The 25,185-nt window shown below is 63.9% G+C and carries 19 protein-coding genes and 1 pseudogene; 5 read left to right on the top strand and 15 right to left on the bottom strand.

The window, feature by feature from the left end; genetic code table 11:
• The first annotated feature begins 146 nt into the window (after positions 1-146).
• Positions 147-932 (top strand): helix-turn-helix domain-containing protein, encoded by a 786-nt coding sequence (locus CH306_RS16615; RefSeq protein ID WP_256981184.1) that lies wholly within the window; start codon positions 147-149, stop codon positions 930-932.
• Positions 933-939: 7 nt separating this feature from the next.
• Here the strand turns inward: CH306_RS16615 and CH306_RS16610 are convergent, their stop codons facing one another.
• The 5 genes from CH306_RS16610 to CH306_RS16590 form a co-directional block, all read right to left on the bottom strand.
• On the bottom strand, positions 940-1,710 hold the full coding sequence (locus CH306_RS16610; protein WP_094647178.1) for an SDR family NAD(P)-dependent oxidoreductase: 771 nt from the start codon (positions 1,708-1,710) through the stop codon (positions 940-942).
• A 32-nt stretch (positions 1,711-1,742) separates the two neighbouring features.
• Positions 1,743-2,717 carry a zinc-dependent alcohol dehydrogenase gene (locus CH306_RS16605; RefSeq protein WP_094647176.1) on the bottom strand — a complete coding sequence of 325 codons (975 nt, stop codon included), beginning with the start codon at positions 2,715-2,717 and terminating at the stop codon, positions 1,743-1,745.
• A 36-nt stretch (positions 2,718-2,753) separates the two neighbouring features.
• Entirely contained in the window at positions 2,754-5,264 is a 2,511-nt protein-coding gene (locus CH306_RS16600; RefSeq protein ID WP_094647367.1) for an ATP-binding cassette domain-containing protein, read from the bottom strand.
• A 41-nt stretch (positions 5,265-5,305) separates the two neighbouring features.
• Complete coding sequence (locus tag CH306_RS16595) at positions 5,306-6,391, bottom strand: ABC transporter substrate-binding protein (protein ID WP_094647174.1); 1,086 nt, start codon at positions 6,389-6,391, stop codon at positions 5,306-5,308.
• A 67-nt stretch (positions 6,392-6,458) separates the two neighbouring features.
• A complete protein-coding gene (locus CH306_RS16590) occupies positions 6,459-7,544 on the bottom strand; it encodes an ABC transporter permease (RefSeq protein ID WP_094630777.1) in 1,086 nt (361 codons plus the stop codon).
• Between the two features lie 380 nt (positions 7,545-7,924).
• Here CH306_RS16590 and CH306_RS16585 point away from each other — a divergent pair, with 380 nt between their 5' ends.
• Genes CH306_RS16585 through CH306_RS16575 form a run of 3 tightly spaced genes read left to right on the top strand, consistent with a single transcriptional unit; the run spans position 7,925 to position 10,348 of the window.
• The gene (locus CH306_RS16585; RefSeq protein ID WP_094647172.1) at positions 7,925-8,326 is read left to right on the top strand and encodes a nuclear transport factor 2 family protein; all 402 of its coding nucleotides are present in this window, start codon (positions 7,925-7,927) and stop codon (positions 8,324-8,326) included.
• A gap of 35 nt (positions 8,327-8,361) precedes the next feature.
• Positions 8,362-9,432, top strand: a complete 1,071-nt coding sequence (locus CH306_RS16580) for a maleylacetate reductase (protein WP_094647365.1) — start codon at positions 8,362-8,364, stop codon at positions 9,430-9,432.
• Between the two features lies 1 nt (position 9,433).
• Complete coding sequence (locus CH306_RS16575; protein ID WP_094647170.1) at positions 9,434-10,348, top strand: dioxygenase family protein; 915 nt, start codon at positions 9,434-9,436, stop codon at positions 10,346-10,348.
• Positions 10,349-10,438: 90 nt separating this feature from the next.
• On the opposite strand, the gene CH306_RS16570 is transcribed toward CH306_RS16575, so the two are convergent.
• Entirely contained in the window at positions 10,439-11,356 is a 918-nt protein-coding gene (locus tag CH306_RS16570; RefSeq protein ID WP_094647168.1) for an ABC transporter ATP-binding protein, read from the bottom strand.
• 281 nt (positions 11,357-11,637) lie between these two features.
• On the opposite strand from CH306_RS16570, the gene CH306_RS16565 reads away from it, so the two are divergent.
• Positions 11,638-12,489 carry a GntR family transcriptional regulator gene (locus CH306_RS16565; protein ID WP_094647166.1) on the top strand — a complete coding sequence of 284 codons (852 nt, stop codon included), beginning with the start codon at positions 11,638-11,640 and terminating at the stop codon, positions 12,487-12,489.
• A gap of 43 nt (positions 12,490-12,532) precedes the next feature.
• Here the strand turns inward: CH306_RS16565 and CH306_RS16560 are convergent, their stop codons facing one another.
• From CH306_RS16560 to CH306_RS16520, 9 genes and pseudogenes are all read right to left on the bottom strand, one after another.
• Complete coding sequence (locus CH306_RS16560) at positions 12,533-13,861, bottom strand: NtaA/DmoA family FMN-dependent monooxygenase (RefSeq protein ID WP_094647164.1); 1,329 nt, start codon at positions 13,859-13,861, stop codon at positions 12,533-12,535.
• Positions 13,858-15,171 carry an NtaA/DmoA family FMN-dependent monooxygenase gene (locus tag CH306_RS16555; protein WP_094647163.1) on the bottom strand — a complete coding sequence of 438 codons (1,314 nt, stop codon included), beginning with the start codon at positions 15,169-15,171 and terminating at the stop codon, positions 13,858-13,860. Before CH306_RS16555 ends, CH306_RS16560 begins: the two co-directional genes overlap by 4 nt.
• A 107-nt stretch (positions 15,172-15,278) precedes the next feature.
• Positions 15,279-16,457, bottom strand: a pseudogene (locus CH306_RS29515) (MFS transporter); the annotation flags it as partial.
• On the bottom strand, positions 16,457-17,746 hold the full coding sequence (locus CH306_RS16545) for an NtaA/DmoA family FMN-dependent monooxygenase (protein ID WP_094647159.1): 1,290 nt from the start codon (positions 17,744-17,746) through the stop codon (positions 16,457-16,459). The gene CH306_RS16545 and the pseudogene CH306_RS29515, both read right to left, overlap by 1 nt.
• On the bottom strand, positions 17,743-19,203 hold the full coding sequence (locus tag CH306_RS16540) for an MFS transporter (protein WP_143545384.1): 1,461 nt from the start codon (positions 19,201-19,203) through the stop codon (positions 17,743-17,745). The genes CH306_RS16545 and CH306_RS16540 overlap by 4 nt, the downstream gene beginning before the upstream one ends.
• Positions 19,204-19,262: 59 nt before the next feature.
• Positions 19,263-20,552, bottom strand: coding sequence for an NtaA/DmoA family FMN-dependent monooxygenase (locus CH306_RS16535; RefSeq protein WP_094619622.1), 1,290 nt, complete (start codon positions 20,550-20,552; stop codon positions 19,263-19,265).
• A gap of 37 nt (positions 20,553-20,589) precedes the next feature.
• Positions 20,590-21,903 (bottom strand): NtaA/DmoA family FMN-dependent monooxygenase, encoded by a 1,314-nt coding sequence (locus tag CH306_RS16530; RefSeq protein WP_094647157.1) that lies wholly within the window; start codon positions 21,901-21,903, stop codon positions 20,590-20,592.
• Positions 21,904-21,935: 32 nt separating this feature from the next.
• Positions 21,936-23,243, bottom strand: coding sequence for an NtaA/DmoA family FMN-dependent monooxygenase (locus CH306_RS16525; RefSeq protein ID WP_094647363.1), 1,308 nt, complete (start codon positions 23,241-23,243; stop codon positions 21,936-21,938).
• Between the two features lie 183 nt (positions 23,244-23,426).
• Entirely contained in the window at positions 23,427-25,082 is a 1,656-nt protein-coding gene (locus tag CH306_RS16520) for an ABC transporter substrate-binding protein (protein ID WP_143545383.1), read from the bottom strand.
• Positions 25,083-25,185: the final 103 nt, after the last annotated feature.

The following is a 25,185-nucleotide window of genomic DNA, read 5'->3' as shown; positions in this document are numbered from 1 at the left end:
ATTGAATGTGATGCACGCTACTTCTTGAGTGTAGAGTAACACTGCACATGTTCAGTGCCAAGCGTCACACCGTGAAAACCTTTGTACGAACGCGGAACAGCGGAATGACCGAGCAATGAGACAATCGATGCACTACCGTCCGTCCAGTGGGTGCGTACACCCGGCAGCAGGGGGAGACGGTGAAGGCAGAGGTGGGAGGCGGCGAAAGAATGACCGAAGAAACTGTCCAGGTCGAATCGACCGAGACGGCTGTTCAGATGAACGCGCAGATGGGCCTGCGTCTACGCGGAGCGCGTGAGAAGGCGAACATGTCGCTGCGCGAGATGGCCCGTCGAGTTCACCTGTCCCCCAGCTTCATCTCCCAGGTCGAGCTCGGCCGAACGGCACCCTCGGTGGGCACGCTGTATGCCATGGTCACCGAGCTGGGTCTGTCCCTCGACTCCTTGATGGCCGAAGACGTGGCACCACACGACCTCGAGACCCCACAGCCCACGCCCTCGGCACGGCCGACGCTCACGGACCGCACCGAGGTGGCACATGCGAACGGCAGCTCGCGAACATCCTCGGTTCAGCCGCTCCCCGAAGTGGGAGTGCTCCCGGGTCTCCAGCGTGCCGACGAACGGCCCGAGTTGTACCTCGGCGGAGTCCGGTGGGAACGCCTGACCCCGGACGACGATCCGGACGTGGAGTTCCTCCGAGTCACCTACCCTGCCGGGACCGAATCCTGCCCCGCGGACAACCTGATGAACCACGGCGGCAAGGAATACATCCATATCCTGTCCGGACGCTTGGAGATTCAGGTCGCCTTCGCTCGCCAGGTGCTCGGCCCGGGCGACAGTCTCCACTTCGACTCGTCCATTCCGCACCGGTTGAGCAACCCACACGACGAGACCTGCGTCGCAATCTGGTTCGTGGTCGGCCGACAGAAGTGATGCGGTCTCACACCGCCGTGTAACCGCCGTCGACCACCAGTGCCGCGCCGTGCACGAAACGCGCCTCGTCACTGGCCAGGAACAGCACCGCGTTGGCGACGTCCTCCGGCTCACCGACGTGACCGATCGGATGCTTGGGCTCCATGATGTCGAGATAGCCGCGCAATCCACCCTCGCTACGTTCGGCCAGCTCACGCACGAACGGAGTCAGAATGGTGCCGGGGTGCACCGAGTTGACCCTGATGCCGTCGCGTCCGTACGTCACCGCATCCTTCTTCGTCATGATCGTGACCGCGCCCTTGGCCGCGTGGTACGGGGCCATCTCGTGCGAGCCGACGAGCCCGTAGATCGACGAGATGTTGACGATGCTGCCACCGCCGTTGGCCCGCAGGTGCCCGATGGAGTGCTTGGTGCAGAAGAAGACGCCCTTCACATCGACCGCGAACACTGCGTCCCACTCGGCCTCGGTGACCTCGTGGGTTGGCTTGTCGACACCGGAGATGCCGGCGTTGTTGACGAGGATGTCGAGCTTTCCGAACGTCGCGGTCACCTGCTCGAACACCGAGGACACCTCGGCTTCGTCACTGACGTCCAATCGCCAGAACGCCGCCCGGCCACCCTGCTCCTCGATCAGCCGGACGGTCTTGAGTCCGTCGCTCTCGGAGACGTCGGTGACCGCGACGGCGGCTCCTTGGGCAGCGAACAGCGTCGCCATAGCGCGACCCATTCCCTTGCCGGATCCGGTGACGATGGCGACTTTGTCGGTCAGACGAGACATGAAGGGTCCTCGGTGTCGTATGGGTTCGGAAATCAGAGGCTTGCGTCGAAAGTGATGTGCACCTTGATGTTCTCGGCCGGCTTCTGTGCCTCGTCGAGAGCGGTCACGGCATCGTCGGCCGCTATTTCACGCGTCACGAGTCCACCGAGATCGAGCCCACTCCTGGCGATGAAGCGCAGGGTCGCAGGCCACACGCCCGGCGAGCCGATCGCACCGCGGATGTCGAGCTCCTTGGATTGGATGAGCCCCAGTTTCGCCGGTGCCGATCGTCCGACGTCGATGCCGATGTACACCACCCGTGCCCTGTGCCCGGCGAGTTCGAGTGCACTGGCCATCACCTCGGGTCGGCCGGTTGCCTCGACGACGACGTCGGCACCTCGGCCGCCGCTGACTCGGTCGAGTAGTTCGTCGACCTCCTCCGGGGTGACCGCGTGGGCGGCACCGAGTTTCAGCGCGGCCTGCCGACGTCCCTCGGATGGTTCCACCACGATGGTCGTCGCCCCCAGTGCTGCGCCGCCGGCCACTACCCCGAGGCCGATCGGTCCGGCTCCGAGTACGACGAGTACGTCGCTCGCGTTGACGTTTCCGGCGCGCATCAGTCCGTAGTAGCCGCAGCTGAACGGTTCGACGAGCGCGCCGCTGGTGAACGAGACCTCGTCGGGAAGCTTGTGCAGCCATGCGGGTTTGACGACGAAGAACTCTGCCGCGGCTCCGCTGATGGAGAACCCGAAGTGGTCATCGCCGATGACGCATTCTCCGACGACACGGTCGCCCACCTGGAAGCCGTCGACGTCGGCACCGACCTTCGCGACCTCACCGGACCATTCGTGTCCGGGAATGATCGGGTACTCGAACGGGATGATGTAGCGGCCCTCGAGCAGTTCGATATCGGAATGGCAGACGCCGACCGATCGTGAGGCGATCAGAACCTCGTCCGCCGCTATGGTCGGGATGTCGAGGTCGGCGACCTCGGCCCGATTCTCTCCGACGAACCTGAGTGCTTTCACTGTTGTCTCCTCTGTAGGACGTTGATATGCGGGCGATCAGTGCTTGCGGGCCGAATTACGTTGCTGCAAAGCGACATACAGTACGGCGGCCACGATGACGATGGCGCCCTGCAACCAGTACTGCCATGCCGTGCCCAGACGCAGGAAGTTGGCGAGGGCCAGGATCACTTGCAGCAGAAGCGCGCCGAGCAGTACCGCTACCGGCGAACCGCTACCGCCGCGCAACAGTGTTCCGGCCACGACGACCGCGGTGATGGCCGACAGGGTGAAACCGATCCCCTGGTTGGGGTCACCGACGCCGACCTGACCGACCAACATGATCCCGCCGAGCATCGTCATCAACGAGCAGCCGATGTAGGCCGCGGTCACGGTGAGACCGTTGCGCACGCCCATCTTCTCGGCGATGCTGCTGTCGGATCCCGACGCGCGCAGGGCCATTCCGGGTCGCGTGTATCGCAGAACCGCGCCGAGCGCGACGGCGGCGAGTACCGCGATCAGGAACGCCACCGGAATCGGACCGATGCTGTAGTTGATCGCATCGAGAATCGCGAAGTCGACGTATCCGTCGATCTCCGGCCGAAGCAGCAGCGATATTCCTTGAATACCGATGTAGGTCACCAGAGTTGCTGCGACGGCGGTGAACCCCAGGCCTCGAATCAGTCCGCCGTTGATTGCACCCACGACGATCGCTGCCACCACCGCGACGGCGACACCGGCAAGCAGACTCGCCACCGAGGCCCCGTCGAACCAGAAGAACGACATGATGACCAGCACCAATCCGGTGAGCGGTCCCACCGACAGATCGATACCGCCGGTCATCACCACCAGCATCTGGCCGAGCGCGATGAAGCCGAGCGCCGTGGTGGTGAGCAGAACCGACACGATGTTGGCTTCACCGAGGAACCGCACGTTCTGCGTCGTGGCGATCAGTGACAGCAGGACGATGGCCCCGAGCAGGATGTACGCGGGCAACGATCGAACGAGCTTGTTGGGCGGCGTGTCCACCGCGCCGGCACCGGATGTCGCGGCACTGTTTCGGTGACCGGTCGCCGACACCATCGCCTGCATCATGTTGTGCTCGGTCACCGCATCACCACTGAGCGATTCGACCACGGTGCCGCGTGAGAGAACCAGAACCCTGTCGCACAGTCCTTCGAGTTCGACGGCGTCGGAGGACAGTACGACGATCGCCATGCCCGCGTCGGCGGCGTCGCGCAGCTCGCGGTAGATCTCGGCGCGCGCACCGGCGTCGACGCCCTGAGTCGGCTCCTCGGCCAGGATCAACGCGGGCTTCGACAGCAGCGCTCGGGCCAACACCACTTTCTGCTGATTTCCGCCCGACAGATTTCCCACCGCCGTGTCGACGCTCGGTGCCTTCACCGTCAGCGAGTCGGCCATCGCCGACGTCAGTTTCCTTTCGCGGCTCTTGTCGATGATCCCGTGGCGGACGAAGCGACCGAACGCACCGAGCGCGGAGTTCTCCCGGATCGAGAAGTCCGGCAGCACCCCTTCTCCCGCGCGGTCGGCGGGCATGAAGGCGATGCCGGCCTTGTGGGCGTCCGCCGAGGACTTCAGCGTCAACCGATCACCGCCCAACCGCACGGTTCCGGTGGACTCGCTTAGGCCGGCTAGGGCTCGAAGCAGTGCCACCTGTCCGTTGCCCGCGACGCCTGCGAGTCCGACGATCTCACCTGCGCCGACCGTGAAGGAGACGTCGTCGAAATCCGGGCTCGACAGGTTCTCGACCACGAGACCGTCTGTGCTCGGCCCGGTTCCCTTGGGCGGGAACACGGCGTCGACGTCGCGGCCTGCGATGAGCGTGATGATCTCGTCGTCGGTGAGCGACTGCGGATCGTAGGAGCCGCGCACCCGGCCGTCGCGAAGAATGGTCATCGTGTCCGCCAGTTCCCTGACCTCGGGGATGCGGTGGGTGATGTAGACGACCGCCACCCCGGCTGCGGCGAACCGGCGCACCTGCTCGAACAGCAGATCCACCTTGTCCTGCACCAGCGGCGCGGTCGGCTCGTCGAGAATGAGCACCTTGGTGTCGGTCGCGAGCGCCTTGGCGATCTCGATCAGCTGACGCTCCGCGATGGGAAGGTCGCCGCACTTGGTGTCGGGATGGACGGTGCAGCCCACCACCGCCAACTTCTCGGTGACCCACGGGCCCATCTCGAACACCGAGGGACGCATGGTCCGAGGAATGGCCAGCACGAGGTTCTCGGCGACCGTCAGGTCCGGCAACAGGGCCGGAGTCTGGTGAACGATGGAGATGCCGAGAGCCAACGCGTCGGCCGGGGTGAGAGCGGTCCGCTCGACGCCGTCGACGACGACGGATCCCGACGTGGGTGTCTGAGTTCCCGAGATGATCGACATCAGCGTCGACTTGCCTGCGCCGTTCTCGCCGAGAAGAGCGTGCACCTGTCCCGGTCTGATGTCGATGTCGACACCGGACAGTGCGGTGACGGGGCCGAAGGTCATGCCGATGCCGCGAACCTGAAGGTACGGCTCGGCGAGAACGGTTGTGGACGTGAATGTCTCGTTCATCGAAGCTCCTGACAGCACTGGCTGCGGTGTGATCGGACGTGTCATTGCAGAACCTCTCCGATGCGTTGCGGATCGAGGGTGCTGGACAGGAGGGCATCCTCGGGTAGAGCCGGGTTGCAGATCGGCGCGCTCGGTTCGGCGCTGATCGAATCCTCGAACGCCACCGGCACATCGACCTTGGACTCGGGTGCGATGCCCCCGGTTGCTTCGGCCACGACGTGCTGGACGGCGAGGCGCACCATGTAGGTCTGCGAGGTGACCGTGAACAACTCGAACCCGGGGTTGGCGTCCTTGAGCTGCGCGTACTGGCAGGACAGTCCGTTGGAGTCGGCCGACGCGATCAGCGGCAGCGGACGTCCGGCCTGCTGGAATGCCGTCATGATGCTGGTCGCGGCGAAGTCCGTCATCACCGCATCGATCTGGGGGAACCGCGAGAGCATGGCCGAGGTGGCCTGCTGGGTCTCCGCGGGCGTCCAGTTGGTGACGGTGAACGGTTGGTCGCCGATCAACTTGATGCCCGGATGATCGACCAGGACCTCCTGCATGCCTTCGTATTCCGCGAGGTCCTGGGAGTTCGCGGGCGGACCACCGAGGAACAGCACGTTGCCCTCGCCGTTCGGCAGCGATTTCACCAGCCACTCGGCGTACAACCGGCCGATCGCGCCGAAGTCGGCGGCCACGAACGTGGTGTACTCCGAGCCCTCGGATCCACCAGGAGATATCCGGTAGGGAACGACGGCGACACCGGCCTTGTACTCGTAGCGCAGCGCCGGAAGAATCGCTTGCCCCGCGTCGGGGAAGACGAGCATGCCGTCGACGCCCTGAGCGCCGAGGCTCTTGATGTCCGCGATCGCCTTCTGGGTGTCACCCTGGGCATCGGTGGTGATGAAGTCCGTGACGGAGGAACACTTGGCGAGCTCGTCCTGCAGCTCGGCGAAATTGGTTCGCTTCCAACTGTTTCCGCCGCTACCGTCGGCGAACCCGATGACGGCCTCGTTGGGGCCGCACCAGTCGGGACGTGGCTCGCTGCTGGACACGGTCTCGAAGCCGCCCACCGAACAGCCCGCGATCAGGGCAGCAACGGGCAGCAGCGTGAGCATCCGCAGGGTGTAGGTCGTGAGCTTCATCGATGATGTCCTCGAGTCAAGGGGGAAGAACGAATGTCGTAACGGGCCAGGTGCCGTGTGCCGGCGGTCATGCCACCTCGACCGGCTTTCTGGGTTCCTCGACGGCCGGGGCGCGACGCTTGCCGCCGGGCCGGAAACCGCTGTGGAAAGCGACACCGAGACCGAGCGCGAGAGCCTGAATGAGGATCTGCCAGCCGTAGGCGAGTCCCAGAGTCGAGGCCAACCGGTCGACCTGAGTGAAGAAGACTGCAGCGATCAACGAGGCGAGCACACTGCCCTTACCGCCGAGCAGCGATGTACCACCGAGAACGACGGCAGCCACCGACGGCAGCAGGTAGGTGTTGCCCTCACTGATTCCCGGGGTGTTCACGATGCCGGTCAGCAACACGCCGGCGACGGCATACAGCACTGCCGCAACGGAGTACGCGCCCAGTGTGTAGCGCAACGGTGCAATACCGGCCGCGACGGCGACCCGCGGATTGGCACCGACGGCCTCGAAGATGCGTCCGGTCGGCGTGAGTCGAACGACGACCCCGACGACGACGGTCAGGACGATCGCGACGACGACGGTCACCGGAACTCCGAGCAGCGTCGATCCGATGACATCGGACAGTCCGGTCGGAGTACGGCGGGCGGCACCCTCGGAGACCGCCCAGGTTGCACCGATGAGGAGCGCATTCATGCCGAGGGTCGCGACGATCGGTGCCACGTTCAACCGCGCGACGACGAAGCCCGAGACGGCTCCGGCCACCGCAGCGATGAGAAGGGCCGCGGCTACTGCCAGGAAGATCGCGCCGGGTGTGCCGCTGCTCGCGAGTTTGGTGACCACGACGACGGACAGGGAGAACACGCCCGGTACCGACAGATCGATACCGCCTTGCTGCACGACCAGGGTTTGCCCGATCGCGACGACCGCCAGGATCGCGGCGAACGGCAGCATCGCGGAGATCGCCCCACCGCTGACACTCTGTGGCGCGAGTACTGCGCTGATCAGGAACAGAACGACGGTGGCGATTCCGATGGCGACGGCACCTCTGGCTCGTCCGCTCAGGGCCGTGCGCAGTCCGCCTGCCGTCGATCGTTCGTTGCCGGGAGTGGGCCCGATTCCCGTCGAGGGCGCGGGTCCCCCAGCCGATTGACCATGTGATGTCACGAGAGTTCTCCGTTGATCGGGCGATGAGGGTTGTGAATCCAGCGGGATGTTTCGCTGCGTGAAACTCGGCTGTGCACAAGCAGGCGAACATAGAGCTTCAGAATGTCCACCAGCGCTGCATGAATGTCCTGTCCTGATTGAACTGTGCAGTGGGTCACTTTGTCAAGCACGCAATGCTGTGGGCCACTTCTGACAGGCATGCAGATGCCTCTAGCTGCACTTACTCGGCTGAAAATATGGCGGTCTCGCGCCGACCGAAGTACAGGAAGACCGTTTCGTCACGGTCGGGAATGTTCTGTGACAGTTGACACTCACCGTCCGGCTGCCTACCGTCATCACCACCGGCACACCTGCAGCCGCTCGACTTTTCAGGAGAACCCATGACACAGGCCCAGGAACTCGACATCGACGCCATCAAGGCCACGATCTCCGAGCTCGAGAACAAGCGCTACACGGCGATCGTCGACGGCGACCTCGATGCCTTCACCAGCTGCTGCCACCCGAATCTCGTCTACACCCACTCCGACGGCAGCCGCGATACGGTCGACTCGTACCTGAAGAAGGTCACCTCGGGCTTCTACGTCTACCACCGCATCGACCACCCCACCGACGACATTCTGGTCTCGGGTGACACCGCAGTGGTGGTCGGTGAGATGAACGCGAGTATCACCGCCAACGGCACCGAGAAGGAACTGGTGAACAACTCGATCGCCGTGTGGGTCAAGGAGAACGACCAGTGGCTGCTCCTCGCCTACCAGCCGACTCCGCGCCCCTCGCACTGACACTCACTCGGCTCACTGACACACCGGAGGCACGGATGCTCGAATTCGAGCACGATTCACTCGCACAACGCGTTCTGTTCGGAGCAGGCAAAGCAGCATCGAATCTCGCTGCCGAGGTCGCTCGACTCGGTGCCACCTCCGTCATGGTGATCGCCGGCCCCGCCGAGACCGATCTGGCCAACTCGGTGTGCAGCGAGATCGAGCCGCGACTGATGTATTCCGAAGTGGTCCAGCATGTTCCGATCGAGACGGCGGAGAAGGCGCGAGCCGCAGCTCACGAGCACGACATCGATCTGCTGGTCAGCATCGGAGGCGGGTCGACCACCGGCCTGGCGAAAGCCGTCGCCCTCACCAGCGGTATCCCCATCGTCGCCGTTCCCACCACGTACGCGGGCTCGGAAGCCACGAACGTGTGGGGACTGACCGAGTCCTCGCGCAAGACCACCGGCGTCGACGCGCGGGTGCTCCCCACCACCGTGATCTACGACGTGCTCTCGCTGTTGACCCTGCCGGTGGAGTTGAGCGTGGCGTCGGGACTCAACGCTCTGGCGCATTCCGTCGACTCGATGTGGGCTCCGCGCGCGGATCCGATCAACTCGACGCTCGCGGTGGAGGCCATCACTGCACTGTCCAGCGGACTTCGAGACATCAAACGAGATTCCGCCAGCCAATCCGGCCATGAGCAAACCCTGTACGGCGCTTACCTTTCCGCGGTCGCCTTCGCGTCCGCAGGGTCCGGACTGCACCACAAGATCTGTCATGTGCTCGGCGGCACGTACAACATGCCGCATGCCCAAACCCATGCGATCGTGCTGCCACACGTACTCGAATACAACGCTCCGTATGCACCGACGGCCGAGCAGCGCATCGCGAGTGCCTTCGGGAGCAGCACTGCAGTCGAGGGACTGTGGTCGCTCCGAACCGAACTCGACGCACCTACCGCGCTGCGCGACTACGGGATGAACGAGTCCGATCTGGATGAGGCCGTCGCACTCGTTCTCGACGCGGCTCCCGCCTCCAATCCGCGGCCGGTCACTGCTGAATCGCTCATGATACTGCTCCGTAACGCCTGGGCCGGAACGACTTCCGAGAACGAGGGACGCTGACATGGGTATCGACAGTCGCACCGACATCTCCGCCGAGCAGAGCAGCCGGGAGCGGGCACTGACCGACAAGGTCGTCGCCAGTTTCGCCGACACCCCCGATCCGCGACTGCGAGAACTGCTCACGGGATTGACCGAGCATCTCCACGCGTTCATCCGAGAGGTCCGGCTGACGCAGGACGAATGGAACACGGCCATCGAGTTCCTCACCGAGGTCGGTCACATCACCGATGACCGACGTCAGGAATTCATTCTGCTCTCCGACGTTTTCGGGGCCTCGATGCAGACCGTGACCGTCAACAACGAAGCGATCGCAGGCGAGACGGAGGCGACGGTGTTCGGTCCGTTCTTCGTCGACGACGCCCCCGCCATCGAGTCGGGCGGGGACATCTCCCACGGCGCACCGGGCCAGGCCTGCTGGGTCGAGGGAACCGTCACCGATATCGCAGGCGATCCCGTTGCGAATGCTCGGATCGAAGTATGGGAGGCCGACGACGACGGCTTCTACGACGTCCAGTACTCCGACGGACGGGTCGCCGCCCGCGGTCACCTGCTCTCCGACGAGAACGGAAAGTTTGCGTTCTGGGGCCTCACCCCGACTCCGTACCCCATCCCGTTCGACGGACCCGTCGGGCGGATGCTCGACGCCGCAGGACGCTCGCCGATGCGGGCATCGCACCTGCATTTCATGGTCACCGCCGAGGGGCAGCGGACCCTGATCACCCACATCTTCGTACGCGGCGACGAACTGCTCGATCGCGACTCGGTGTTCGGCGTCAAAGACTCGCTCATCAAGGACTTCGTGGAACAGCCTGCCGGAACCCGCACCCCCGACGGTCGCGACCTCGGAGAAAACACCTGGTCGAGAGTGCAATTCGACATCGTTCTCGCGCCGGACCAGGCAACGACGGGATCCTGAGCGGTTGGAAAGTCGAGACCGCTCGGGCCTCGGAGTACGAACGGATCCGTCTCGTTCGACGGCTGCAGGCGACGTGGAACCGACCCGATCTCAGGCCGGCATGAAATCCCGGAGCACGGGAAGTCTCGACGCCGAGCGATTCGCGAGCGTGGGCACGCAACCCAGCAGCCCCTTGGTGTACGGATGCGTCGCGGTCGCGACGATCTCCGCGGACGCCTTCTGCTCCACCAACTCACCCCGGTACATGACCAGCATCGTGTCGGAGAACTCGAGGCACAGCTTGATGTCGTGACTGACGATGAGCAGCGCAGTCCCCTGCTCCTGGGTCAGGTTCTGCAGCAGCTCCATCGTTCCGCGAGCAAGAGATGCATCGAGCGCGCTGGTCGGCTCGTCGGCAATCAGCAGTCGCGGAGACCCGCACAACGCCAGAGCCGTCATCACCCGCTGCCGCATTCCGCCGGACAACTCGTACGGCCGACTCCGCATCACCCGCTTCGTGTCGGAGAGCCCGACCTTGTTCAGCCAGTACGCGGTCGTATCCGCACGCTCACGCCTGCCCTTGATTCCCGCTCCCGCGAGCACGTGCTTGAACTGGCCCCCGATGGTCCACACCGGATCGAGTGCCGTCATGGCGTCCTGAAACACCATCGCAATTCCGTCGGTGCGCCGTGGCACGCTGCGACCGGTCTCCGGCCGGGCCGGGCTACCCTCGAATTCGAGACGCGTCGATTCGACTGTTGCGCCCGCCGATACGTCGAGCAATCCCGCGATCGTCATGGCCAAGGTCGACTTCCCCGAACCCGATTCACCCACCAGAGCAACTCGCTCACCGGGTGCAATCTCGAACGATGCCTTCCTCACCGCGACCACCTCAGAGTCACCGGTTCCGTACGTCACAGTGAGATCCTCGACACCGAGAACCGGCCGGTCGGTTACCAGCGAGTAGTCATCGGTGTCATGATCGCGACTGGAAAGCGAAAGCGATTCTCGCTCTGCGGTTGTCGTCATAGGGAACTCCTGCCGATACGCCGTCGATTTGAGTACGGTGTCCATGGTCGCGGCACGGTGTTTCCCAGAGCCGCGTCGGCGGTAAACAGCGCATTACGCAGTACATGCGCCGCGCCCATACGTCCCTGAGCAGGTATTTGTTTCGTAATTTTCTTCGTTAAGGCCGCAGCGCTGACAACGGGTCGAACGCCGATGTCCGATATGCTCGTAGTCATCATCGGTGATCTCGACGCTGCGGCCACCTCGGATCTCCCATGCGCATCCCCGAAAGGCGATGACAGATGACTCGCCCCTTCTTCGACGACCAATCCGGATCCGTTGCCGCCCATCTACGCAGACAGGCCGACGAGCAACGCGCCAGATACATTCGCGCGCAATCGAACCGCGGCGCGAAGTCCGTGACCTCCCCCCGCCGTGTGTACGAACTGATCCGCTCGGGAATCCGCCGCGGCACGATGCCGCACGACGAGGTTCTCTCCGAGCAGCATCTCATCGAAACGTTGGGAGCGACGAGAAATGCTGTGCGCAAGGCACTTCAGATGCTCGCCGACGATGGCGTCGTGCTGCGGGCGCGTCGAGCTGGGACGTCGATCGCTCACGACATCGTGGCCGTACGCGACGGCGAAGTGGGCCCGAGAGCGTGGGCGGGCATGCCGGATGCAGGCCGACTCACGGTGGAGACACTGGAATGCAGACGCATCACTGCACCTGCGGTCATTCAGGAGTTCATCGGTAGCGACGTGGAGTCGGTGATTCTGCTCGAACAGATCGGCCGGATGAACGCAAAACCGCTCTACCTCCGTGTCGGCTACTGCATCACGGACTTCGAGGTCGACGAATTCATCCAGCGCGTCGAGAGCAACCACGGCGAGTATCCACCCATCGCCGTGGCCCACCACCGAATCTTCGGAACCACCTACGGCGGAAGCAGCTCCGTCGTCGAGGCCATCTCTTGCCAGGAACGGGCGGCCGAGCTGCTCGAGATGCAGGTAGGATCACCGGTATTGTTGCGCGAGTTGATCACTCGCGATACCGCTGGCCGTCCGTCCGAGCTCAGTTTCACTCACTTCCGAGCCGATCGAGTGGCCATCATCGGGTCTACGGTCACTGCCGGTACCACCACCCTGAACTGACACCAGGGGGTCGTGCGAATACCGACCCCCTGGTGTCGATCAGTCAGAAGTCCAGCAGATTGTCGCGGAACTGCGTGTGTGCATACGTGTCTCGAACCAATCCTCGACGACGCAAGGCCGGAACCAAACCGTCGGTCACCTCGGTGTAGTACCGACGCCCGAGCCTACCGGTCATCAGGAAACCGTCTCCGCCGACAGCATCGATGACCTCCTCCATCTGCCCTGCCACGGTGTCCGGAGTACCCACCAGCGGAACCGAGGTGATCGACCACGTGGCAGCCAACTGGCGCAACGTCTTCGGAGTTCCGTCCTCGTTGAACTTGCTGCTGCCCGAACCCGCGAGGAAGTCCGCGAGCGTCGTGCGGTGCCCGTTGGTCGTCAGATCCGGCGGCGGTGCATCGATGTCCATCGTCGACAGATCGTTGCCGGTCACCGCGGAAATGTGCGCCAACGCAGCGTGCACACGCCCATCGGTCGCCTCACGTGACCGCGCATCCAGTTCGCGAGCCTCGCTGTCGGTGTCGCCCAGTACCGGGGAGACGATGTAGAGAATTTTGATCGAATCCGGATCGCGGCCTGCGTCCGAGGCCATCGCCCGAACGTCGTCACGATAGGCCTTCATCGCCTCGATGCCCTGAGCCTGGCAGATGATGGTGTCGGCATTGCGAGCGGCGAATGCGCGTCCGCGCGGTGATCCACCGGCCTGGCAGATCACGGGCCTGCCCTGGGGCATCGGCAGCGTGTTGAGCGGGCCGCGCGTGCGGTGGAACTTGCCGACGTAATTCGCGTCGTGCACCTTGGTGTGATCGACGTAGGTGTTCGACGCCTTGTCCATCACCAGTGCGTCCGGTTCCCACGACTTCCAGAGCGCGTCGACTGCCTCGACGAACTCCTCGGCGCGCTCGTACCGTTCGTCGTGCGGGGGCAGTGCGTCCATGCCGAAGTTCTGTGCGGCGCGGTCCTCACTCGACGTCACCACGTTCCACCCGACCCGTCCGTGGGACATGTGATCGAGAGTCGACACCACCCGTGCCAGCAGGTACGGCGGGTAGAAGCTGGTGGACATCGTGGTCACGATCCCGAGCCTCGACGTTGCCGCGGCCAACATCGGCACCAGTGCGACCGGATCGTGCTTGGGCGCGTACTGCGCCTTCGCCAGATCGAACTCCGTGGTGCCGCCGTAGATGTCGGACACCATGGACGAGTCCTCGAGCATCAGATAGTCGAATCCTGCACGCTCGAGCGCCTGGGCCATCTCGACGTGGAACCGCCCGTCGGCCCAGGAATCGGAATCGGATCCGGTCCAGTGCGAGCTCCACACCGGTGGACGAAAGCTGGTGAACCAGCCCAGATGCATGCGCGGTGTACTCATCGCGCACCTGCCAGGTGCTCGCGGAGATTGCGACCGCGGTATCCGGTGCCTGCGACGCCCCGTCGTGCGAGTTCGGGCATCAGCCCGTCGCACACGTCGTCGACGTACCGACGATTGAGCACTCCGCCGCCGCCCCCGAAGAACAGGAAGCCGTCCCCGCCGACTTCGTCGATGACACTCTCCATCTCGTCTGCCACCGCGGCCGGTGTGCCGACCAGTCGCAAGGATTCCGTCCGTTCCGTGGCCACGGTCTCGCGAATCGACCTGCCCTTCGCCCATTTCCGCAGGTTGTCCAGAATGCTGGTGCTCCCCTCGGTCTTCAGGTCGTCCGGAATCGGTTGGTCAACATCGAATGTCGAGAAGTCGATGTCCCCGGACAGCATGATCAGCCGGCGTGCGATGGCGGCATCGGTCGCCTCGTAGTAGCGCTCGGCCTTGCGCTTCGCGTCGTCCTCGGTCTCCCCCAGAATCGGCGTTACCATGTAGAGAACCTTGATGTCGTCGGGGTTGCGTCCGAATTCTGCGGCACGGGCCCGCACCGTGTTTCGGTACTCGCGCATTGCGTCTCGCCCCTTCGGCGCGGCGACAACAAGATCGGCGACTCGCGCCGCGAGATCGATCCCGGACTTCGACGCTCCCGCTTGGCACAGCACCGGCTTGCCCTGCGGACTCGGCAGGGTGTTGAGCGGGCCGCGGACCGAGAAGTGCTCGCCGACGTGATCGATGGTTCTGACCTTGGTGTGGTCCACGTAGGACTCGAGGCCGGGGCCGATCGGGGATGCGGCATCGGCGTCCCAGGACGCCCACAGCTGATTCGCGACGTCGACGAATTCCTCGGCGATCTCGTACCTGGCATCGTGGGTCGGCAGCGTGTCCTTGCCGAAGTTCTGTGCCGCTCGGTCCCCGGTCGAGGTGACGATGTTCCACCCCATCCGTCCGCGACTGAGGTGGTCGAGGGTCGACAGCAGCCGGGTGAGCAAGAACGGCGGGTAGAAACTCGTGGACGCGGTGACGACGATGCCGATTCGGTCGGTCTCGTACGCCAGGCGCGAGGCCAGTGCCATCGGGTCGTGCTTCGGTGCCCGGGGCGTCCATTTCAGTTCGGACTCGAACGTGCCGCCGTAGATATCGGTCAGCGCGGTCGAATCCTCCAGCATCACGAAGTCGATTCCCGCTCGCTCGAGCGCGCGCACGACGTCGACAGCGAAAGTTCCGTCGGCCCAGTCTGTTCCACCGGTTCCGGCATAGGGTCCGGTCCAGTCGGGGACGAGGTAGTTGGTGAACCAACCGAGAGTGAACGGTTGTGACATCGGTCCTCTTTTCCAAAGTGGTGGTCGTGAATGGTCGGGGCAGGGACGGCGGATTCCTCGGTGACGACCACCTTCGATTCGGGGGTCGACACGGCGACGGTCCGCCACGGCCGAAGTGCCAGTAGGACGGCCAACGCCGCGACGGGGATGCAGGCGGTGAAGGCGAGAGAGTAGGACGCCTGAGCGACGACGGCACCGGCGACGAGCGGGCCGAGCATGGTGCCGACATCGAACGTGACCTGGTACACCGCAATGGGACTGCCGCCTCGCCCCGCCAGCACGTCGCCGACGGTCGCAGCGCTCGCCACCATGGCGCACGTGCCGCCCACTCCCCACAGCACCATCGTCAGCACCAGGATCGGCAGAGTCGGAACGAGGGCGAGAACGACGATCCCGAGCAGAATCAGACCGGATCCGAAGGCCAGCATGGGCCGTCGACCCCAGCTGTCGACGAGTTTGCCCGCAGGTTTGACGACGACGATCTGCACGACGGCGCCGACGACGAGAACCAACCCCGAGACGAAGGGGCTGCCGCCGATCACCGTCGCGACGAACAGCGGGATGAGGGTGAACCGCACCCCGTTGCCGACCCAGCCGTTGGCGAAGTTCGACGCGATCGACGCACGGAATCCACGGTGGCCGAGCGCACTTCGCAGCGTCATCGGCTCCGGTCGTGTTGTCGTATCGTGCACGACACCGTTTACGGCGTCCTTCTTGTCACTGGATCGGAACGCGAACCAGACGACGGCGACCCCGACGATCAGCGTCAGTGCGTGGGTGAGGAACGGGGCCCGAAGCGAGACGAGAGCGACCGTACCGCCGATCACCGGTCCCAGTACCCCGCCGATGAGGAAGCCGGACTGGAAGACGGACGCAGTTCTGCCTCCGGTTTCCGGGCTGCTGTAGCGGAAGAGTAGCTGCTGCCCGGCCACGGTGAACATCGCCGTTCCGACGCCGCCGACGGCCCGGAGCAACAACAGTGACAGAAACGTCGGAGCGAATGCTGCTGCCAGCGAGGATGTTGCGGCCAGCAGCAGTCCCGCGGTGAGGATCGTGCGTTCGTCGAACCTCATCAGCAGACGGGATGCACCGAACGAGGCCAACACTCGGGTGAACGCGTAGATGCTCACCACCGACGAGGCCGCCAGATCGGACACCCCGAAGTCTCTGGCGAAGACCGGAATGACCGGAGCCACAACGCCGTAGCCGAGACCGATGCACACGTTGACGAAGGCCAACGCATACACCGGGCCCGGTACCACCGAGTCTCTGCGTAGCAACCGCATCAGAAGGACATGAGATTCTCACGAAACATGTCGTGCTCGTATTCGGTACGGACGAGGCCGCGTCGTTGCAACGCGGGGACGAGGCCTTCGGTGATCTCGCCGACGTAGCGTCGGCCGATGCTTCCGGTGATCAGGAATCCGTCGCCACCGACGAAGTCCATCGTCTCGCCCATCTGCTCGGCAACAGAGTCAGGGGTGCCGACGTAGTGCACGTTCTTCATGGACCAGCCCAGTGCCGCCTTGCGCGGCGTATTCCCGTAGGACAGGAAGTCGCCGAGCGTCGTCCGGTGTCCGTTGGTGGAGAGTTCGGGGAACTCCTCGTCCAGTTCGTAGGTCGACAGATCGATTTCGGTCAGCGCCGAAATGTGGCCCAGCGCAGACTCGATGCGTGAATCGACATCGGCGGTCATACGCTCCACCTTGGCGCGCGCGTCGGATTCGGTGTCGGCCAGGACGGGCTGGGTGATGAACATGATCTTGCAGCTGTCCGGATCGCGGCCCTCCTTCTCCATCCGCATCCTGATGTCGTCGCGGAACGCCTTCATCGCGGCCGGGTCCTTGGCCGCGCTGAGGATGGTTTCCGCGTTGCGGGCGGCGAATTCACGACCCCGCGGTGAGCCGCCGGCCTGGCAGATCACCGGTTCGCCCTGCGGTGACCGCGGTAGGTTCAGCGGTCCGCGCGATGCGTGGTACTTGCCGCGAAAGTTCGTGACATGGACCTTCGTGTGATCGACATACGTGCCGGTGTCCCGGTCGAGGACCATTGCGTCCTCCTCCCACGAAGCCCACAACTGCTTGACGAGATCGACGAACTCGTCGGCGCGCTCGTACCGTTGGTCGTGTTCGGCCAGCTTGTCCATGCCGTAGTTCTGCGCGGCGCGGTCCTCGCTGGACGTCACGACGTTCCAGCCGACGCGCCCGCCGCTGAGGTGATCGAGAGTGGAGAACCTGCGCGCGAGCAACCACGGCGGGTAGAAGGACGTCGAACACGTCGCGATGATGCCGAGGTGCTTCGTCGAGGCGGTCAACATCGGAACCAGCGTCACGGGATCGTGTTTGGGCGCATACAGTCCGTACTTCAGGTCCACCCTCGACGTCTGCTCGAAGGCATCGGAGACCATCGACGAATCCTCGAGCATGATGTAGTCGAAGCAGGCTCGCTCGAGTGACCGCGCGAAGTCGACATGCAATTCGCCGTTGGCCCACGTCCTGCCTTCGTCGCCGGCCCAGGTGGTGTTCCACGGCGGGTTGGAGAAGTTGGTGAACCACCCCAGATGAAATTTGGTCATGCCGTGCTCCTTGCTCTCGATGTGGGTAGATCACTGCTGTGCAGCCGAGACAGCTCGGCAGGTTCCTTCGGATGGATTCCGCGTAGGCCCGACGCCACGCTCGCCGGTAGCGCTGCGAATGCCATGGCGGCCACGGCGATGACGAATCCCGTTGTCAACGAATCGGATCCGCCGTCCGGCAACATCTCGGTGTCGCCGGAGTACACCAATTCACGCAGCGTCGGCGGCAGTGCAGACACCACGAGGACCAGGGCGAGCGCTGTGCTGAGGGTGACTGCAGTGTTGTCGAGGGACACACGAAGTCCGTTCGCCATCCCCGAACGGTTCGGTGCCACCCCCACGTTGATCGCCGCCGCATTGGCCGTCTTGAAAATCCCGCCACTGAGACCGAGAGCGAACAACAGAGCGACGATGGGGACGTCCTGGGCCGGCCCCGCGATGTGCAGGGCAAGTACCGACAGCACCGTTGCGGTGCCGAGCGTGGACAGCGTCGTCAACGTCCGCGTCGAGACTCGGGTGGCCAGTGTGCCCGCGATCGGCGACATCACGGTGGTGCCGACGGCGAGTGCGGTGATCTGCAATCCGGCGTCGATGGGACTCGAGCCCACGACACTTTGGAGGTAGAGCGACATGGTCACGGCCACCGCGCCTTCCGCCATCGTCACCAGGAACGATGCGGTGTAGGCACTGCCGCGGAATCTGTCCGCGAGCAGTTTCGGATCCACGATCGGGTCTGTGGCTCGCTTCTCCCACCACCAGAACAGCGGGGCAGCGACCACAACACCGGCGAGCGGTACCACCGACTGCCACGACCCGAAACCGTCACTGCCACCGCGATTCACCCCGTAGACCAGGCCACCGAGGATGACCATCGAGCCCAGCGCACCGGCGTAGTCCAGGGGTGCCCCTGCCTTCGGCCGCGGTGTCCGGCGCAGGGTGATCCATGCCCAGACCGTCCCGATAACGCCGAGCGGAACGACGATTCCGAACACCCCACGCCACCCGACGGTTTCGGTCAGAACGCCACCGAGCAACGGTCCGACAGAGATGGCGAGCGACATGATCGTGATGTTCCAGCCGATACCGATCGAGAGCTTCTGCGGCTCGAACGCTTCGACGAGCAGCGCAGTGGTGTTGGTGATCACCGCCGCCGCGCCGATACCCTGCACGACGCGCAACCCGATCACGATGTCCGGATCCGTCGCCGACGCGATCACCGCGGCACTGACGGTCAGGCAGGCCAAGCCTGCGAGATACACCGGGCGGCGTCCGACGAGATCGGCGAGTTTGCCGAGCACCAGAATGAACACTGCTGTGGTGAGCAGGTACGCGAGCATGAACCAATCAGTTTGCGCTGCAGAGGCTCCGAGTCCCGCGCTCATATCCGGTAGAGCGACGGGGAGCATCGACACCGATACGAACGTGATGCTCATCCCGAGTCCGGTGACCGACAGCACGCGCCAGGGATACGAGTCGGGTCGCACCTGCGTCGACGGGCCGACCCCTGCAGCGACGATCAGAAGTCCATCAGGTTGTCGCGGAACAGTTCGTGCGCATATCCATCACGAATCAGTCCACGTTTACGCAGTTCGGGCGCGAGACCATCGGCGATCTCGCTGATGTACCGCCGGTTCACGCTTCCTGCGATGAGGAACCCGTCGCCGCCGACCTCGGCCGCGATATCACCCATCTGCTCGGCCACCGCGTCGGCTGTGCCGATCAGTTGCACGGACTTCCTGATGTCCGAGCTGGCCGCCTCGCGCAGTGTCATCCCGGTGGTGTTGGCACCGATCAGGGCCATCGTCCCTCTGCCCGCATTGGTCTCGACGGTGGGAATCGGCGCGTCCAGATCGAATTTCGAGAAGTCGATACCGCTCGCATACGACATCGAGGCCAGGTTGATCTCGATGTTGTTGCGGAAGCCGTCGAGGATCCGCTCGTTCTTGTCCTGCGCTTCTTGGTCGGTCTCGCCGAGTACCGGGCTGACGATGAACATGATCTTGCACGAATCCGGGTCCCGCCCCTCCACGATCATACGGGCACGGACGTCGTCGCGGTATGTCTTCATGGCCTCGACGCTCTCGACCTGAGCCAGAATGGTTTCGGCGTGTTTGGCTGCGAAGCCGCGGCCTGCAGGAGAACCGCCGGCCTGGCAGATCACCGGTCGGCCCTGCGGCGTCGGAGTGGTGTTCAGCGGCCCGCGCGAAGAGTGGTACTTGCCCTTGAAGTCGATGTTGTGGACCTTGGCGAAATCCGCGAAGACGCCCGCTTCTCGGTCCAGGCGCACTGCGTCCGGCTCCCACGAGGACCACAGTTGCTTGACGAGGTCGATCCACTCGTCGGCCATCTCGTACCGGTGGTCGTGCTCGAACATTTCCTCGTAGCCGAAGTTCTGTGCCGTGCGCACGTTGTGCGAGGTCACCAGATTGACCCCGGCGCGCCCGTTACTGAGGTGGTCGAGCGTGGCTGCAGTGCGGGCCGCCATGTACGGCGGATGGAACGACGTCGTCATCGTGGCGATGAGGCCGAGACGCTCGGTGTGCTGACTCAGAATGGGAAGCAACGAGTTCGGGTCCTGCTTGGGCACCGACCGCGCATTGGCCAGCCACCACTCGGACGAACCACCGAACGAGTCCGGGACGAACGAACCGTCCTCGAACATGATGTAGTCGAATCCGGCACGTTCGAGCGATCGAGTCATGTCGATGTACAGCTCGGGGTGGTTCCATTCGGTGCCGCCCTCCCCCGACCACATCTGGTTCCACGACTGCACCTGCCAGCTCAAGAACCAACCAAGGTGGAACATGTCTTCTCCTCTTGTGTCGAGACCTACGGTCGGTCGATCAGAATGCGCGAAGGTTCTCGCGGAAGTGGCTGTGCTCGTACGACGTTCGAGTCAGTCCACGTCGCTTGAGCGCGGGCACCAACCCGTCGGTGATCTCGGCGACGTAGCGCCGGTTCATCGGAGCTCCCGCAATGAGGAAGCCGTCGCCGCCCACCTCCTGCATGACGCCGTCCATCATGTCGGCAACGTCGTCGGGAGTGCCGACGAAATCGAGGGTGTCGATGGCGCTGTGGCCGGTGATGCGCTCGCGCAGGGTCTGCGACCCGTCGCCTTTGAACTCGGCGAAACTGCTTCGGTGCCCATTGCTTTCGAGATCTGCCGGCAACGGCTCGTCGAGGTCGAACTGACTCAGATCGATACCGGACAGGTGCGAACGCCCGGCGAGAAGCGCGTCGATGTTGCTCGACGCTGCATCTGCTCGACGCTTCTGCTTGGCCTTGGCCTCGGCCGTCGTCTCACCGAGGATCGGGGAGATCAGGTACATCACCTTGACGTCGTCGGGGTTGCGGCCGGCCTCGACGGCACCCTGGCGGATGTCCTCGCGGTAGCGTCGCATCTTCTCGGTCCCATGGGGATTGGAGATGATGGCGTCGGCATGCTTGGCGGCGAACTCCTTACCTTTGTCCGAACCACCTGCCTGCAGAAACACCGGCCGACGCTGCGGGCTGGGGATGGTGTTCAGCGGTCCCCTCGACTTGAAGAACTTGCCCTCGAAATCGATTCGGTTGACCTTCTCGTGGTCGGCGTAGATGCCGCCCGGCGAGGTGTCCGCATGCACCGCACCGTCTTCCCACGAATCCCACAGTTTGCAGGCGAGCTCGACGAACTCGTCGGCGATGTCGTAGCGGAGATCGTGTTCGGGCATGTCGAATCCGTAGTTCTGCGCGGCGCGAGTGTTGCTGCCGGTGACGATGTTCCAGCCGATTCGTCCCTCGGCGATATGGTCGAGCGTCGACATCAGACGCGCCACGGTGTACGGGTGGTAGAAGGTGGTGGTCAGGGTCGGAACGATGCCGAGGTGCTTGGTCGTGTACGACAGGATTCCGGCGAGGACGGCAGGATCGTGTTTCGGTGCCGCGGATGCGGTGGCCAGGTAGTACTCCATCGAACCCTTGTAGGTGTCCGAGACCTGCACCGAGTCCTCCATGATGAGGAAGTCGAAACACGCCCGCTCGAGCGAGTGCGCCAGGTCCACGTACTGATCGGGCATCATCCAGTCGGTCGCACCGGTACCCGACCACGGCTGGTTCCAGGACTGGACGCCGAAACCGGCTCCGAGGAACCATCCGAGGTGAAATTTGTTGGCAGTCATAGTTTTCTCCAGATACGAAACGAGTGAGAGGGTCAGAATTCGAGCAGGTTGTCGCGCAGATGATCGCTGCTGTACTCGGTCCGCATCAGACCTCGGCTCTGCAGAGCGGGCACGAGTCCGTCTGCGATCTCACCGATGTAGCGCCGGTTGTGCGGCTGGCTCCAGATCAAGAACCCGTCCCCGCCGACCTCTGCCATGGCGTCGCCCATCTGCGCGGCAACAGCATCCGGTGTACCGACCAGCTCCATCGATTCGGTTCGGTAGGCCACGCAGGCCTCGCGGAGCGTTCGGCCGTCGGCCCAGTTGCGGAAGTTCTCCAACGTGGACTGGTGTCCGTTGGTGTGCACGTCCTCGGGCATCGGCTTGTCGAGATCGAACGTGGAGAAGTCGATCTCCATGCTTGCCGACCAGCCGATGAGCACCCCCGCAGGATTGGCGCGAACCGCCGCCGCTTTGCGATCCTTTCGCGCGAGCGCATCCTCGTGGGTCTCACCGAGGATGGGAGAGACCACGTACATCACCTTTGCCGAATCGGGATCGCGGCCGTGCAGTGCCATCCGGCGCCTGATGTCGGACCGGTATTCCTTCATCGCTGCAACACCTTTGGGGAGCGCCATGATCATGTCCGCATGTTTGGCCGCGAAGTCGCGGCCGGCCGGCGAGCCGCCTGCCTGCGTGATGACCGGTCTTCCCTGCGGTGAGGGCAGAGTGTTGAGCGGTCCGCGGGAGGAGTAGTACTTGCCCTGGAAGTCGATGGTGTGGACCTTGGTGTGGTCGACGTAGGTGGACGTTGCGCGGTCCATCACCACAGCGTCGGTATCCCAGGAGTCCCAGAGCTTCTCGACCAGTTCCACGTACTCGTCGGCCCGCACGTAGCGCTCGTCGTGCGGAGGTAGTGCGTCCATACCGAAGTTCTGGGCTGCGCGATCTTCGCTGGAGGTCACCACGTTCCACCCGATACGACCCGAGGACAGGTGATCGAGTGAGGAGATCGAGCGTGCGAGGAGATAGGGCGGATAGAAGGACGTCGATGCGGTCAGGGCGATACCGAGATGACTGGTGGCCCGGGTGAGCAAGGGAGCCAACGCCATCGGATCACCTTTCGGTGCCCACCCGCCGGTCTTCAGGGTCGCTTCCGAGCTGCCACCGTAGGTATCGGACACCATCGACGAATCCTCGAGGAGCAGGAAGTCGAAGCATGCGCGCTCGAGGGTCTTGGCGAAGTCGACGTAGAAGTCTCCGTTCAACCAATCCCCACTGTCGGAACCCTCGAATGCGGTGTTCCAGGACGTCGGGACGAAGCTGCCGAACCAACCGAGATGAAATCTGTTGTCTGTCATGGTCACATTCGTTCCTCGCTGGTCGTTCTTCCTCGGTGTAGGTCAACTACACCGCGCGGATGTTTCGCCCGGCCACGTTCTCGGTAGCCGTCGGATTTCGCCGCGAATCACGGGCGTTTCCGCACGCAGTTCGGTCGGGAAGCCCGATATGACCACCGACCGAACTGCCTGTGGGAGTGCGTTCTACGAACCGAGCGTCAGATTGGAGTAGTCGATTCGGAAATCGGTGCGCTGTACGAACCCGCCGATGCCGGCGTCGAGGGCCACCGAGGGCCGCACCCTGGCGATGAAGATGTAGGGTGCCTGCTCGGTCATGCGGAGCTCTGCCTGATTCCAGAACGCTCCGGCCTCGGGGCTCAGTGCATCACCGGCATCGAGCCCTTGATCCACCATCGCGAGGAACTCTGGGTCGTTCCACAGAGCGATATTGGAGCCGCCACCCGGCTGCGTGAGCAACTGCAGCGAGTACGGCGGGGTCATCGTGACCGACGCACCGATACTGAGGCTGGCCTGCACCTTTCCGGCCAAGGTGTCGGCATTGAGCTGCGCTGCAGGCACTTCCGCGATCGTGACGTCGATGCCCGCTTCGGCTGCATAGGACTGGATCTGAATCGCCGTGTCCTGCGCCGCCGGGAGCTGATTGTTCACACTGAGGGTGAACTCGAGACCATCGGTCAAGCCGGCCTCCACCAGCAACGACTTGGCTCGCTCGGGGTCGCTGTCGTACTGCGGAAGATCGCTCCCGTCCCAGTTCGGCGCCTTGTCGTCGAGTACGTGGTTGTACTTGTAGGCCCTGCCGAAGAAGACGTCGGACATGATCTGGTCGTACGGGATCGCGTATGCCATCGCCTGGCGAACGCGCACATCGTCGAACGGAGCCGTCGTGGTGTTCATCGAGAACAACAGGTACTGATTCGACGTTGTCGTCGGGACGGTCACCGCGTCGTTGCTCTCCAGCGTCGCCTGGTCCGACGAGCGCAACGCCAGCGCGACATCTGCGTCGCCGCGCGTGACCATGTTCGCTCTCGTCGCGGGGTCGGCCACGACGCGTCGGATCATGCGCTTCACCTCGGGCTCACCGAGAACGAAGTTGGGGTTCGCCGTCATGACGATCTCCTGGCCGGGAGTGACGGACTCCAACATGTATGCGCCGTAACCGAAGTTGCCGCGCATCATGTCCTCGGCACCCCACGCGACGGCGTACGGGTCCTCGGGAGTGGCGTTCTCGATGAGGTAGTTGCTGTCGTAGATCGACCCGATGTTCTCGGCGAGGTTGGCCAGCAGCGTCAGTCCGTAGCCGGCCTTCTCCACCGTGAAACTGACGGTGTAGTTGTCGACCTTCTCGATCTGGGTCGCCGGGTCGGTCAACATCGGCTTGTAATAGCCGGCCATACCGCCGCCCGGGGTGGCGAACTTGCGCTCGAAGGACCACAGCACGTCATCGGCGTCGAGCTCGTTGCCGTGCGCACTCATCACACCCTGACGGAGCGTGAACGTGTAGACGAGCTGATCCGGGCTCACCTCGTAGCTGTCGGCCAGGTACGGCTCGAAATTGTAGTAGTCCTGCACCAGTGCATCCGAGCCGTCCTCCTCGACGTACGGCTTGCGAATCAGCTGGGCGTGCATGTTGTTGGTGACGTCCTGATTGTCGGTGCCGGCGGTGTAGCCGTAGTCACGCACCACATTCGACGCCTGATCCGGTGTCACCACGACGATTTCGCCGGGGGTCGACGCCGAGGACTCGGTTCCGCTGTCCGAACAGGCACTCAACGCGAGGGCACCGACGAGCAACGGGACCGTCCACCTGAGTCCGATGGAAAGACGATATGAGGATTTCACGATGGGTTGGTCTCCTTCTTGGGTGCACGAGCGCCGGGGGGTATCACCGGTCGAGCCAACGGCTTCGATCGCGGGATGAGGTACGAGAGAGGTTTTCGCGGAC

Source organism: Rhodococcus sp. 15-725-2-2b (genome assembly GCF_002259075.1).
In the GTDB taxonomy this organism is placed as follows: domain Bacteria; phylum Actinomycetota; class Actinomycetes; order Mycobacteriales; family Mycobacteriaceae; genus Rhodococcoides.
Note: the sequence above shows the minus strand (reverse complement) of the source record. Positions and strands in the feature narration are given on the sequence as shown.